The 14812-nt window shown below is 36.1% G+C and carries 11 protein-coding genes; 7 read left to right on the forward strand and 4 right to left on the reverse strand.

Features of this window, described 5'->3' with window-relative positions; translation table 11 throughout:
• Nucleotides 1-19: 19 nt before the first annotated feature.
• From QZ136_RS06085 to QZ136_RS06100, 4 genes are all read left to right on the forward strand, one after another.
• Entirely contained in the window at nucleotides 20-718 is a 699-nt protein-coding gene (locus QZ136_RS06085; RefSeq protein ID WP_291401469.1) for an ATP-dependent Clp protease proteolytic subunit, read from the forward strand.
• Nucleotides 719-720: 2 nt separating this feature from the next.
• Nucleotides 721-1959: an ATP-dependent Clp protease ATP-binding subunit ClpX gene (gene clpX, locus QZ136_RS06090; RefSeq protein WP_291401471.1), complete on the forward strand. Its 1239-nt coding sequence runs from the start codon at nucleotides 721-723 to the stop codon at nucleotides 1957-1959.
• Nucleotides 1960-2007: 48 nt separating this feature from the next.
• The gene (locus QZ136_RS06095) at nucleotides 2008-2865 is read left to right on the forward strand and encodes an AMP nucleosidase (RefSeq protein ID WP_291401473.1); all 858 of its coding nucleotides are present in this window, start codon (nucleotides 2008-2010) and stop codon (nucleotides 2863-2865) included.
• A gap of 218 nt (nucleotides 2866-3083) precedes the next feature.
• Nucleotides 3084-4445, forward strand: a complete 1362-nt coding sequence (locus QZ136_RS06100; RefSeq protein ID WP_291401475.1) for a pyridoxal-phosphate dependent enzyme — start codon at nucleotides 3084-3086, stop codon at nucleotides 4443-4445.
• Between the two features lie 400 nt (nucleotides 4446-4845).
• Here QZ136_RS06100 and murA read toward each other — a convergent pair whose 3' ends face one another.
• From murA to QZ136_RS06120, 4 genes are all read right to left on the reverse strand, one after another.
• Nucleotides 4846-6171, reverse strand: a complete 1326-nt coding sequence (gene murA / locus QZ136_RS06105; RefSeq protein ID WP_291401477.1) for a UDP-N-acetylglucosamine 1-carboxyvinyltransferase — start codon at nucleotides 6169-6171, stop codon at nucleotides 4846-4848.
• 134 nt (nucleotides 6172-6305) lie between these two features.
• Complete coding sequence (locus QZ136_RS06110; RefSeq protein ID WP_291401479.1) at nucleotides 6306-6980, reverse strand: DUF4290 domain-containing protein; 675 nt, start codon at nucleotides 6978-6980, stop codon at nucleotides 6306-6308.
• A gap of 63 nt (nucleotides 6981-7043) precedes the next feature.
• Nucleotides 7044-9314 carry a UvrD-helicase domain-containing protein gene (locus QZ136_RS06115; RefSeq protein WP_291401481.1) on the reverse strand — a complete coding sequence of 757 codons (2271 nt, stop codon included), beginning with the start codon at nucleotides 9312-9314 and terminating at the stop codon, nucleotides 7044-7046.
• Between the two features lie 188 nt (nucleotides 9315-9502).
• Entirely contained in the window at nucleotides 9503-10042 is a 540-nt protein-coding gene (locus QZ136_RS06120) for a DUF6702 family protein (RefSeq protein WP_291401483.1), read from the reverse strand.
• 74 nt (nucleotides 10043-10116) lie between these two features.
• Here QZ136_RS06120 and QZ136_RS06125 point away from each other — a divergent pair, with 74 nt between their 5' ends.
• From QZ136_RS06125 to QZ136_RS06135, 3 genes are all read left to right on the forward strand, one after another.
• Nucleotides 10117-10698 carry a HupE/UreJ family protein gene (locus tag QZ136_RS06125; protein ID WP_291401485.1) on the forward strand — a complete coding sequence of 194 codons (582 nt, stop codon included), beginning with the start codon at nucleotides 10117-10119 and terminating at the stop codon, nucleotides 10696-10698.
• A gap of 157 nt (nucleotides 10699-10855) precedes the next feature.
• Complete coding sequence (locus QZ136_RS06130; protein WP_291401487.1) at nucleotides 10856-13192, forward strand: M1 family metallopeptidase; 2337 nt, start codon at nucleotides 10856-10858, stop codon at nucleotides 13190-13192.
• Between the two features lie 242 nt (nucleotides 13193-13434).
• Nucleotides 13435-14805 carry a dipeptidase gene (locus tag QZ136_RS06135; RefSeq protein ID WP_291401489.1) on the forward strand — a complete coding sequence of 457 codons (1371 nt, stop codon included), beginning with the start codon at nucleotides 13435-13437 and terminating at the stop codon, nucleotides 14803-14805.
• Nucleotides 14806-14812 lie beyond the last annotated feature (7 nt).

The following is a 14812-nucleotide window of genomic DNA, read 5'->3' on the forward strand; positions in this document are numbered from 1 at the left end:
ATAATTAGAATATATCAAAATGAACATTGATAAGAACGAATTCAGAAAATATGCGGTTAAACATCATCGCATTGGAAGTCAGCATGTAGACAGCTTTATTGGCAGAGTTCAAAATGCTTCTATACCTACTTCTATGACTCCTTATATCATTGAAGAGCGTCAGTTGAACGTTGCACAGATGGATGTTTTCTCTCGCTTGATGATGGATAGAATCATCTTCTTAGGAGATGCTGTTCATGAAGGTATTGCAAATATCATTCAGGCTCAGTTATTATTTCTTCAATCAACAGATGCGAAGAGAGATATTCAAATCTATATCAATTCTCCTGGTGGATCCGTTTATGCTGGTTTAGGTATTTATGATACCATGCAATACATCACTCCAGATGTGGCAACAATTTGTACAGGTATGGCTGCTTCTATGGCTGCTGTATTACTTTGTGCAGGTACTAAAGGAAAAAGAGCAGCATTGCCTCACTCAAGAGTAATGATTCATCAGCCTTCTGGCGGTGCTCAGGGAGTTGCTTCTGATATGGAAATCAATCTTCGTGAGATGTTGAAGCTTAAAAAAGAGCTATACGATATCATTGCTAAACACTCCGGTCAAACTTATGAGTGGGTTGAGCGTGCATCTGATCGCGATTACTGGATGATAGCTGGTGAAGCTAAGGATCATGGCATGATTGATGAAGTTTTAATTGGAACTCGAGATAAATAATAATGAGTAAGGGAAATAAAGATGTTAAATGTTCATTCTGCGGCTCCGGCAAGCAGGATACTCTCATGCTGATTGCTGGTCTAGATGCTCACATTTGTGATAAATGTGTTACTCAGGCTAATCAAATCCTTGCGGAAGAACTTAATGTCCGTAAAACTAAGTCTAGCCAGACTATCGAAACCCTACTCAAACCCATAGAGATAAAAACTCACCTTGATCAATATGTTATCGGTCAGGATCAAGCAAAGAAAATACTTTCAGTAGCTGTTTACAACCACTATAAGCGTCTAAACCAAAAAGTTGGTAAAGATGAGGTGGAGATTGAAAAGTCGAACATTATTATGGTTGGCGAAACAGGTACTGGTAAAACTTTACTTGCTAAAACTATTGCCAAAGTATTAAATGTTCCTTTTTGCATCTGTGACGCTACTGTATTAACGGAAGCTGGATATGTGGGAGAAGATGTGGAGAGTATTTTAACACGCTTACTTCAGGCAGCTGATTACGATGTGAATTCTGCAGAACGTGGCATCGTCTACATCGATGAGGTGGATAAAATTGCCCGTAAGAGTGATAATCCATCTATTACTCGTGATGTTTCAGGTGAAGGTGTTCAGCAGGCTTTGTTGAAAATCTTAGAAGGTACCATTGTTAATGTTCCACCACAAGGTGGAAGAAAGCATCCCGACCAAAAAATGATACCCGTGAATACTAATAATATATTATTCATATGTGGTGGTGCTTTTGATGGGATTGAAAAGAAAATCGCTAACAGACTTCGCACTCAAACAGTTGGTTATAAAGTAGAAAAGGATGATTTTGAAATCGACCTCAAAAATCTTTATAAATATATTACCCCACAGGATTTAAAATCATTCGGATTAATTCCTGAATTGATTGGTAGATTACCAGTGATTACACATCTTAATCCTTTGGATAGGGAAACTTTATTAAATATCCTTACAGAACCAAGAAATTCATTGATTAAGCAGTATAAAAAACTGTTCGAATATGAAAATGTAAATCTTGAATTTGAAAAAGATGTGATGGAATTTATTGTGGATAAAGCCATGGAGTTTAAGTTGGGGGCTAGGGGACTCAGGTCTATCTGTGAAGCTATCATGATTGATGCGATGTATGAAACACCCTCCGGAAAAACGGCCAAAGATTTATTAATCACCTTGGATTATGCCAAGGATAAATTTGAAAAATCTGATCTTAAAAAATTAAAAGTTGCATAAAAATGGCCCCGATTCGATCGGGGTTTTTTGTACAATAAAAAATAAAATATGAGAAAAAAACAAGAACCTATAGTTGAAGCCCCTATTGTGGCAAAAAAGACGAATGATGTTGAAACTCCTGTAAAATCGGGATTGAAAAATAAGACCGAGATTGTAAATAATTGGCTGCCACGTTATACCGGTCGACCATTAGCAGAATTTAGCCGTTTTATTTTATTAACTAACTTCTCAAAATACTTACATCTTTTTTCGGAGTGGAATGATAATGCACCAATCGTTGGACTAGATAAGCCGATGCAAAGTGTTTCAGCGAATGGAATTACATTGATAAATTTTGGAATGGGAAGTCCCATGGCAGCAACCATGATGGATTTGCTAACCGCTATACAACCACAAGCGGTGTTGTTTCTGGGTAAGTGTGGCGGACTAAAAAAGAAGAATAAAATTGGAGATTTGATTTTGCCTATTGCCGCCATTCGTGGTGAGGGTACCTCAAACGATTATCTTCCTGCTGAAGTCCCGGCACTACCAGCCTTCGCTTTGCAGAAAGCAATTTCAACCACCATTCGTGATCATTCACGTGATTATTGGACGGGTACAGTTTATACCACTAATCGCCGTGTTTGGGAGCATGACAAAGGGTTTAAAAAGTATTTAAAAACCTTACGTGCCATGGCTGTAGATATGGAAACGGCAACAATTTTTACTACAGGTTTCGCTAATAAAATCCCTACAGGAGCTTTATTATTAGTTTCTGATCAGCCTATGATTCCGGAAGGTGTTAAAACTGCTGAAAGCGATTCAAATGTAACCGAACAATATGTGGAAACCCATTTAAGAGTTGGAATTGATTCACTTAAGCAATTGATTAACAATGGTTTAACTGTAAAACATTTGAAATTTTAATATTAAATAGATGTAATCATGTAGAGACGCACGGCCGTGCGTCTAATCACGTATATACCCACAACCGTTTGTTTAATCATGTAGAGACGCACGGCCGTGCGTCTAATCACATGTATACGCACGGTCGTGCGTCTAATCATATAGATACCACAACCGTGTGTTTAATTATTTAGAGACGCACGGCCGTGCGTCTCTACAAAAATTCGTATTTTTGCATTATGTGGTATAATAATATTCTTGAAACCATAGGAAACACTCCCTTGGTAAAATTGAACAATATAACAAAGGGTGTTAAAGCTACGGTTTTAGCAAAAATCGAAACTACCAATCCAGGTAATTCTATTAAAGATAGGATGGCTGTGAAGATGATTGAAGATGCGGAGCGTAGTGGTATTTTGAAGCCTGGAGGAACAATCATTGAAGGTACATCTGGTAATACGGGAATGGGTTTGGCAATGGCTGCAATTATCAAGGGTTATAAATGTATTTTTACTACTACCGATAAACAATCGAAAGAAAAGGTAGATGCTCTGCGTGCTTTTGGTGCCGAGGTAATTGTTTGCCCTACCAACGTAGAACCGGAAGATCCAAGATCATATTATTCTGTTTCTTCGCGACTAGAGCGTGAAGTTCCCAATTCATGGAAGCCTAATCAATATGATAATTTATCGAATTCTTTAGCACATTATGAGCAAACGGGACCAGAAATTTGGGCACAAACAGAGGGTAAAATTACCCATCTAGTTGTTGGCGTAGGTACTGGAGGTACGATTTCTGGTACAGGAAGATATTTAAAGGAGAAGAATCCTAATATTAAAATTTGGGGTATTGATACCTATGGGTCTGTCTTTAAAAAATATAAAGAAACAGGCATTTTTGATAAAAATGAGATTTACCCATACATTACAGAAGGTATTGGTGAAGATTTCTTACCACAAAACGTGGATTTTAACGTAATTGACCGATTTGAGAAAGTAACAGACAAGGATGCTGCTTTAATGACTCGTGATATCGCAAGGAAAGAAGGAATTTTTGCTGGGAACTCTGCAGGTTCGGCACTTGCGGGACTCATGCAAATGAAGGATGAGCTTAAAGAAAGTGATGTTGTAGTCATTATTTTCCATGACCATGGATCTCGATACATGGCTAAAATGTATAATGAAGATTGGTTAAGAGAGCGTGGATTCTTAGAAGATGAAAAATTGACTGCAAAGTCGATTTTGACAAAACGTGGCCGACAAGAAATTGTGACTATTGATTGTGAGCAATCTGTTTTACAGGCAATTAATACAATTAAATCTTTAAATATTTCTCAAATTCCGGTAACTCAAAAAGGAATGGTTGTTGGTAAAATTACTGAAAGTGATATTTTAAGTGCTGTTTTAGAAAATCCTGCCCTTCGTTCAGGTAGTGTTAAGGATATCATGACTGCCTCATTTCCTTTTGTTGATTTGAATACCTCCATAGATAAAATCACTTCCATAATTAATAAAGAAAATATGGCTGTTTTAGTGGAGGATGGGAATGGTAATATCGAAATTATTACTCAGTATGACATTATTAATGCTATTTCAGGATAATAAATCTTTTGATTTTCTATTGGTGTGTGGTGCTTATTATTAATCCTCCACCAGTTACCATAGTTGAATAAATTTTTTAGTGTTTCGATCATTTCCTACAATTCTTGATTTTACAAAGCCTTTGAAATGCCTGTAAATTTTTGCCTTGTGAAGGCATTTATTAGGAATGTAGCCCTATAAAAATGAGCTTATCGTAATTTGAGATGCTGGTTTTTTTGAAAGTAATGGACTGATTTTGAGTATCTATGCTAATAAATTCCTCCTTAATAAACTCGATTCAGATTTTCTCTGGAATCAATCTTTATAAGGTTTTATTTTCTCAAATTTCTTATATACATCTATGCTCAAGAGAAATGAAATAATCTCTTACTATAGATGAAATCCAATAAATACTTTCTTTCTAGTGCCCTTTAGCGGTCGCATCAATTCTTCTAATATCTGCTCCTAAAGCTCTTAATCGCTCATCAATATCTTGATAGCCACGTTCAATTTGTTCGATATTATAAATAATTGAGGTGCCTTGAGCAGAAAGGGCGGCAATTAATAAAGAAACTCCTGCTCTGATATCTGGGGAAGTCATTTCTATACCACGAAGTCTCACTTTTTTATCAAGACCGATAACTGTTGCACGATGTGGATCGCATAAAATAATTTGTGCACCCATGTCGATTAGTTTATCGACAAAGAAAAGGCGACTTTCGAACATTTTTTGGTGAATTAAGACATTCCCTTTGGCTTGAGTAGCAACAACGAGCATGATACTCAATAAATCTGGGGTAAATCCAGGCCAAGGAGCATCTGCAATAGTCATGATTGAGCCATCGATGAAGGTTTCAACTTCATATGATTTCTGAGCTGGGATGAAAATATCATCACCTCGTAATTCAAGCTTTATTCCAAGCTTTTTGAATACCTCAGGAATCATCCCAAGTTCTTGAAATTGAACATTTTTAATAGTGATTTCAGACTCAGTCATGGCTGCTAGTCCGATGAACGATCCAATTTCAATCATATCAGGCAATAGACGGTGTTCAGTCCCGCCCAGCTTTGTCACTCCTTCAATTTTTAAAAGGTTTGAGCCTACGCCTGTAATTTTGGCCCCCATACGATTGAGCATTTTGCACAATTGTTGAAGGTATGGTTCGCATGCAGCATTGTAAATGGTTGTTGTTCCTTTGGCTAAAACTGCAGCCATAACTACGTTTGCAGTACCTGTTACAGAAGCTTCATCTAAAAGGATATAAGCACCTTGAAGATTACTTGCGTCTACATTAAAGAAATCTGTTTTCTTATCGTAAATAAATTTGGCTCCTAATTTTTCGAAACCTAAAAAGTGTGTATCTAGCCTTCTGCGGCCAATTTTATCGCCTCCAGGTTTAGGTATTGCGGCTTTTCCGAAACGGGCTAGGAGCGGACCAACAATCATAATTGATCCTCTTAGACTACCACCTTTTGATCTAAAGGTCTCAGATTTAAAAAATTCAAGATTTATATTTTTTGCTTCAAAGGTATAGGTGTCTTTGCTTAAACGCTCTACTTTAACCCCTAAATCGCCTATGAGTTCGATTAATTTATTCACATCCTTGATGTCCGGAATATTACTAATCGTGATTTTTTCTTCAGTAAGAAGTACTGCTGAAATAATTTGTAATGCTTCGTTTTTTGCTCCCTGAGGAATAATTTCGCCTTTTAGGGGCTTACCACCAACAATTTCAAATGCGTTCATCTGTACTGATATGTTTTAAATAATAGATTTTATAATTGGAAAGTGCTAATTTACAAAAACTAGTTTTTGTTCCTTAAATAAATTAGAATTGTCTTGTAATATATTGATAATCAATAGGTGTAAAATTTACAATTTTAGTATCTTTTACTACCTTGATTATTTGTTCTTTGTCGGTTAGAGCCAGGATTATTACGATTTGTATTTTGTCGTCCTTTATTTTGGTTAGAATTTCTTTGTCTGCTAGGTGATGCCACTTGACGTACATCTACACGTTGAAGATTTACATTTTCTTCAAGCTGCAAGGCACCATTCGACATTTCACGTAAATCTTTGATGATGGTTTCATCGGCAACACTATCCTTATTCCAAGTTACGTAAGCCATTTTCATGAAATTAGCAATCGACTGAACCATAGCTTGTTTTTTTTCTGGTTCCTCAATAGCCTTGGCTTTGCTGATCATTAATTCTACAGTTTTCCCATAATGCTTGTATTTTATCCGCTGTTGTGGGTAGGATAAAGGAGCAGGTTTAAATCTGATAGCATCCTCAGAAGGTTTTGGATAGGGCGAATCAACATCGATTTTAAAATCAGAAATAATGTGAAGATGATCCCATAATTTATGCTTGAAGTCGGCCACATCACGCAAATGAGGGTTTAAAAAACCCATTAAATCGATCACTACCTGAGCATAACGATTTCTCTCATCTTTGGTAGGTAAATCCACAATATATTTAACCATATTTTGAACATTACGTCCATATTCGGCCAATATTAATTTTTTCCTGGTGGTATTATAATCGAATGTCATTGTTATTTTTTTATTTCGCAGAACAAATATGCGGTTTAAATGCGTTAAAACGCGATTTTGATTTTATTTTATAATTCTCAATTTAGCAAATTTTAACAATAATTGCTTCTGTCCTAAATCTTTAAAGAAAATTGTTGCTTTTAAGTCGGGTTTGTTGCCTTCCAAATTGATTACTTTGCCAAATCCGAAGCGTTCATGTTCAACTTCCATGCCGACTTGGAGTCCCGAGGTATCAGATGGACTAAAGCCTTCACTTGGCACATGTGCCTTGGGTAAAATGGAGCTTGTTCTTGGGATAGATGCTGGTTTAGGCTTGCTAAAGGTCTCTTTTTGCTGCCATGCCGAACGCTCCTCATCAAAAAATGGGTTGTCTGATTTCTTTTGCTGTGGCTTAAAATCAAGCTCCAGAAAGCGTGCATCAATTTCTTCAATAAAACGACTTGGTTCACAGCTGGTTAATGTTCCCCAGCGATAACGCGATGTGGCATAAGAAAGATTCAGTTTTTTCCCTGCACGGGTAATCGCTACATAAAATAATCTACGCTCTTCCTCCAAATCGGTTCTTGAGCTTAATGACATTTGTGAAGGGAATAAGTTTTCTTCAAGTCCCACAACAAAAACATTATCAAATTCTAATCCCTTTGCCGAATGGATTGTCATTAATGAAACGGTATCTGCATCGGGGTTTTTATCATTATCATCGTTGGTAAGAAGTGCAATATCCTGCATGAAAATATCGAGACTTCGCTCCTCAATGTCCTCACGCTCACTAAATTCTTTGATACCATTCAATAATTCCTGAATATTTTCATACCTGCTTAATCCTTCAACTGATTTATCGGAATAAAGTTCCTTTAAAATGGTTGAATGTTGTGCAATATGAAGTGCTGTATCGTAGGCCGAATGAGTTTTGGTCATTACCTGAAAGCTCTGTATCAACACCGCAAAATTGGCAACAGAAGTACAACTACGCGAATCTAGGTAGCTGTGGGCATTGCAAATTACATCCCAAATGCTTATATTATGTTGATCAGCGGCAATCATGATGCGCTCTATTGTCGTATCTCCAATTCCCCGACGAGGATAATTGATAATTCGTTTTATCGCTTCCTCGTCATTCGGGTTAAATGTTACGCGGAAATAAGCAATAAGGTCTTTAATCTCCTTTCTCTGGTAAAATGATAGTCCCCCGTAAATTTTATAAGGTACATTCAACTTTCTAAGTGCCTCTTCCATCGCTCTTGATTGTGCATTAGTGCGATATAAAATGGCAAAATCATGGTATTTTGAGCCTTTAAGAGCTTGTTCTTGGGCAATTCCTTCCGCAACTATTTTTCCCTCTTCGTTATCGCTAAAAGCGCGACTAACCTTTATTTTATCGCCTTCTTCATTATCCGAGAAAACAGATTTCTTAAGCTGATTTTTGTTGTTAGCGATAATGCTGTTTGCTACCTTAACAATGTTTTGTGTAGAGCGATAGTTTTGCTCCAATTTATAGACTTTTAAGTCCGGATAATCTTTCTCGAAATTCAGAATGTTCTGAATATTAGCCCCACGAAAGGCATAAATACTCTGTGCATCATCCCCAACAACACATATATTTTCATTGTTTGCAGCAAGCTTTTTTACAATTAAATATTGAGAATAATTGGTATCCTGATACTCATCTACCATCAAATACTTGAACTTATTCTGGTATTTATATAAAACTTCTGGATGTTCTTTTAAAAGCACATTGGTCTTGTAAAGTAAATCATCAAAGTCCATTGCACCCGCTTTAAAGCACCTCTGAGCATAAATTTGATAGATTTCGCCAATGCTGCCACGTCCCGTTGAAAAATCTTCAGCCTGAATTTGAGCATTTTGTAAATAGGCCGCAGGGGATACTAAATTATTTTTGGAAGATGAAATACGGTTGTAAACGAAATTTACATTGTAGAGTTTTTCGTCTAACTGCTTTTCTTTAACAATTGTACGTAGCAGACTCTTGCTATCGTCGGTATCGTAAATGGTGAAATTACTTGGGTAGCCAATCTTCTCTGATTCTACTCTTAAAAGCTTAGCAAAAACAGAGTGGAAGGTTCCCATCCATATATTTTTGGCTTCGGTTCCCACAACTTTCATGATACGCTCACGCATCTCCTTAGCCGCTTTATTGGTGAAAGTTAGAACAAGAATATTGAATGGATCAACCTCCTTTTTGATCAAGTGAGCAACACGATAAGTTATTACACGTGTCTTCCCTGACCCTGCTCCCGCAACTATCATCACCGGTCCTTCGGTTTGCTCTACTGCCGCTCGCTGCGAAGGATTTAATCCATCTAAATAATCCAAAATCTACTCCTGTTTTTAATCTGCTAAATTAATAAAGAGATTTGAGATTTAGGGATTTGATGATCAAGAATTTATCCACGATGACTAGCTATTTTTATGCCTCTAATAGGCTTGAGAATTCCTTAAATGCAGAATAATTAGCTAAAATCTTTAAATAATATCTTTTAAATTAATATTTTATCTTTAAACTAAAAGCTTATTTTGCCTTTGATTTGGCTTTCGATTAAACGGAGGCTTTTGGGATTTTTATCTTTATAAAAATTGATAATGTTTTGCTGACCTGGAAAATTTTTAAACAAGATACTGTTTTTAATTTCTGCAGTTTTAGGTGCGGGAACATTTACTGCTTCAATATAAATCCAGGCTACATCTTCCTCAATTTCATATCCTAGGTAATTTAATGCTATTTTTTTTCCGTTGATATAAATATCGGTATGTTCTAAAATATACCTCCCAACTAATTTATTAAGTTCTTCTTTATTGCTAGGTTTTAAAAAATTGACTTTAGTTTTTGAATAATCGTTAAGCTCCACTTCTAAATCATCCCAAAATATTTTTTCAGATATTTCAAGCGATTTTTGAGCAGCATTAAATTTTATTTCTGTCATGCTGATATGGAAGGGATGAAGGATTGCATTGATTCCTTTTAGCTTGAGAGGCGTGCCTGCATCGAGCTGATTTATTGCCAAGACCATTAAAAAGACAAGCAAAAAATACTTTTTTAACATATTCTATTTATTTTGATGCAAAATAACCAATTTTATCGATGTATATTTTTTCAATTTTTAAATAAAAATATGGAATGAATCAGTTTGAATTATATTTTGGCCTAGGGGTATCGCATATACTTGATATTGAGGGATATGATCATATTCTTTTTGTGATATCCTTATGCACCATTTATACCTTTGTAGATTGGCGAAAAATCTTGGTTTTAGTTACTGCTTTTACCATTGGTCATTCATTGACTCTTGCATTGGCAACATTGAAATTTATTTCTGTCAATGCCTCATTTATTGAGTTTTTAATTCCCGTAACTATTGCCATTACATCCGCATCAAATTTGCTTAATACTCAGCCCAAAAATGAAAAGGCTATTTCTTTAAACTATTTTTTCGCCTTGTTTTTTGGATTAATTCACGGTTTAGGCTTTTCAAATTTTTTAAAATCTTTACTAGGGAAGGAGAGTTCCATTTTAGAACCTTTGCTTGCTTTTAATTTAGGATTGGAACTTGGTCAAATAGTAATTGTAATCGCATTTTTAGCCCTGACCTTTGTTTTGATTAATGTGTTGAAAGTGAGACAAAAGCTTTGGATTCAAATTGTATCGATTATTGTTTTTCTAGTATCTATTTATTTAATTTATGAAGCTAAATTTTGGTAAAAATCTAGTGATAATCATCTTTATGTAAAAAATCAATTTTGATTAAAATTTAAATAATGTACATTTAGCTTTCAATTAAAATTAAAAATTTATTAGCCAATTTTATTCCAAGAATTCATTTTCAAGCTTCCGTGGGATTAAATTTAATTTATCAAAAATGACTAGAAAATTATTTCTTCTTTGTGTCGGGTTTTTAAGTTCTGTATCGGTTTTTGCTCAGTGGTCTGAACAAAATCATGCTGAAAGATTCGAGCAATTGGGTCCGATGTTACGCTCCCCAAATGTGTATCGTACTGCATCTGGAGCACCAGGGCATATGTATTGGCAGCAAAAAGCTGACCATGAAATTTCTGTCGAGCTTAATGATGATAATCAGTCTATAAAGGGCTGGCAGAAAGTTACTTACTACAATAACTCACCTGATCCTCTAAATTATTTATGGATTCAGCTTGATCAAAATGAGCGTGCTAAGGATTCAAATACTCCTAAAATCGCTGAAAATAGAATTAGCCCTAGAATGTCGATGGGACAATTGCAGTCTATTTTATACCATGATCTTGATTTAGGCTATAAAATTATCTATGTGAAAGATATGGCTGGTAAAGATATTCCAGTGACTATCAATCAAACGATGATGCGCATGGATTTGGCTACCCCTTTAAAGCCAGGTCAGAAAATGGAGTTTACTATGGAGTGGACTTTCAATATTCATGATCGTGTGAGTTTCTTAGGTGGAAGACCAGGTTACGAATATTTCGAAAAAGATGGTAATTACCTTTATACAATGGCTGAGTGGTTCCCACGTATGGCTGTTTACTCTGATTTTCAGGGATGGCAACACAAACAATTTGTGGGTAGAGGCGAGTTTGCTTTAACTTTTGGAGATTATAAGGTTAAAATTACTGTGCCAGCTGATCACATGGTTGGTTCAACAGGTGTACTTCAAAATGCGAAACAGGTTTTAAGCGCTACTGAATTTGAGCGCTGGGAAAAAGCAAAAAGAACATATGATAAGCCTGTAGTTATTCGTACGCAATCAGAAGCTGAGAAATTGGAAAAAGTTAGAGCTAAGGACAAGAAAACTTGGATTTATCATGCTCAAAATGTGAGAGATTTTGCTTGGACTTCATCTCGTAAATTTATTTGGGATGCCATGGCGGTTAAACAAACTGGTAGCGATGTGATGGCTATGTCTTACTATGGTAAAGAAGGGAATCCACTTTGGGAGCAGTATTCAACTCGTGTTGTTGCTCATACGATCAAATCTTATGGTTCACGTACTTTTGATTATCCATATCCTGTAGCAATTTCTGTTGAAGCTTCAAATGGTATGGAATACCCAATGATCTGCTTTAACTATGGTCGCCCGGATGCTGATGGCACTTATTCTGATGCTATTAAATATGGTATGATTTCAGTAATTATTCATGAGGTGGGTCATAATTTCTTCCCAATGATTGTAAATTCTGATGAACGTCAGTGGAGCTGGATGGATGAGGGCTTGAATACCTTTATGCAATATATGGCTGAGCAAGAGTGGGATAGAAATTATCCTTCAAGTAGAGGTCCAGCACATAAAATTGTTCCATACATGAGAAGTGAAAAGCATTTGCTTGAGCCAATCATGACCAATTCAGAGAATATTATTCAATTCGGTCCTAATGCTTATGCTAAACCTGCAACTGCATTAAATATCTTACGTGAAACCGTAATGGGACGTGAATTATTTGATTATGCATTTAAGCAATATGCTCAACGCTGGATGTTTAAACACCCTACACCAGATGATTTATTCCGCACTTTGGAAGATGCTTCTTCAGTAGATTTAGATTGGTTCTGGAGAGGATGGTTTATGGGTACAGAGCCTGTTGATATTTCTGTAGAAAGTGCAAAATGGTATAAGCTTGATAATCGTACTCCTAAAGAAAAGAAGGCTGATGATAAAAAAGCATTTGATCGTGAAGCTAGTTCAATTAGTACCATCAATAACCAAAAGGATATCCCTCAAACAGTTTTAGAGGCTGATCCTGCAACCCGCGATTTCTATAATTCATATAATCCATTTACAGTTACTCCGGATGATGAGAAAGCTTATGCTGATTTTATGAGTCGCCTTTCTCCAAAAGAAAAGGAAATGATTAATAGCGGATTGAATTTCTATGAACTTAAATTCAGAAATGTAGGTGGATTAGTGATGCCATTAATCATTCAATTTAATTTTGTGGATGGTACTTCAGAAATCAAACGTATTCCTGCTGAAATCTGGAGATTAAATGAATGGGAAGTTTCAAAGGTTTTTGCTTTCAATAAGGAAGTTAAAGGCATTGTACTTGACCCAATTCGTGAAACAGCTGATATCAACGAAGAAAATAACTATTGGCCACGTCAATTTACGCCAAGCCGTTTTGAATTATTTAAAGGAACAGGTGGCCCTAGAGGAAGCTCTAGCGGTGCTATGAGTCCGATGAAAAAAGCAAAAGCTGGGAATAAATAGTCTTTTTATATTAAAAACCCAAAGCCTGAATGAACAAAATCATTCAGGCTTTTTTATGCTTTAGATTTTAATTGAAAAAGACTTAATATAAATCTTTAATATCTTAACATTAAAAGAAATATTTTTTCTTTTGAATTAATATTGTGAGCTTTTAGCTTCTATGTTTATTAAAATTCGGTCAAATTTATATTCCTTGTTTAAGGCTAGACTTAGATTTATATCTTTGTAACAAAACCAATTGTATGCAAGAAATTAGAAAATACGTGAATGAAAATAAGCAACGCTTTTTAGACGAGCTTTTCGAACTACTTCGTTTTCCATCGATTAGTGCAGATCAGAAATATAAGGATTCTATGCTTAAAACGGCAGAGTTCGTTGCCGATAAGTTAAAGCTTGCGGGAGCCGATTCTGTGGAGATTTGTCCGACAGCTGGCTACCCAATTGTGTACGGTGAAAAAATTATCGATTCTTCACTTCCAACCGTTCTTGTGTACGGTCATTATGATGTACAACCACCAGATCCATTGGAGTTGTGGGAGACTCCACCATTTGAGCCTACTATCCGTGACGAAAAGATTTATGCTCGTGGTGCTTGTGATGATAAGGGACAATTTTACATGCATGTGAAAGCTTTTGAGCTAATGATGAGCACTAAGACTTTGCCTTGTAATATCAAGTTCATGATTGAGGGTGAGGAAGAGGTTGGTTCAAGTAATCTTGGAATTTTTGTCAATGCAAATAAAGAACGTTTAAAGGCTGATGTGGTCCTAATTTCAGATACTTCGATGATTAGCTTGGAGCACCCATCATTAGAAACGGGTCTTCGTGGTTTATCTTATGTAGAAGTAGAAGTTACTGGTCCTAATCGCGATTTACACTCTGGTGTTTATGGTGGAGCAGTTGCCAATCCCGCAACTATTCTAGCTAAACTTATCGCATCCATGCATGATGAAAATAATCACATCACCATTCCTGGTTTCTATGATGATGTTTTAGAGTTAAGCCCTGAAGAGCGCGAGATGCTTAATAAAGCGCCATACAATGAAAATGAATATAAAATCGACCTGAAAGTGGATGAATTATGGGGTGAAAAGGGTTATACAACTATTGAGCGTACTGGTACTCGTCCAACATTAGAAGTAAACGGTATTTGGGGCGGTTACATTGGTGAAGGTGCTAAAACTGTATTGCCTTCAAAGGCTTATGCTAAAATTTCGATGCGTTTGGTGCCTAATCAGCAATCAGATAAAATAACTAAATTGTTTAAAGATCATTTTGAAAGCATTGCTCCTAAAAGTGTAAAAGTGAAGGTTTGTCCGCATCATGGTGGTGAACCCGTAGTTACTCCAACAGATAGCATCGCCTACAAAGCGGCACAGAAAGCTATTTTAGAATCCTTTGGTAAAGAGCCTATTCCAACTCGTGGTGGTGGAAGTATTCCAATTGTGGCTTTATTTGAGAAAGAATTAGGAATAAAGACTGTTTTAATGGGATTTGGTTTGGATAGTGATAATCTACACTCACCAAATGAGAAATATGATATCGCTAATTTCTACAAGGGAATTGAAACCATTCCTCTCTTCCACAAATATTTTGCTGAATTAAGCAAGTAATATTAAT

This window comes from Daejeonella sp., from assembly GCF_017495225.1.
Lineage (GTDB): Bacteria > Bacteroidota > Bacteroidia > Sphingobacteriales > Sphingobacteriaceae > Daejeonella.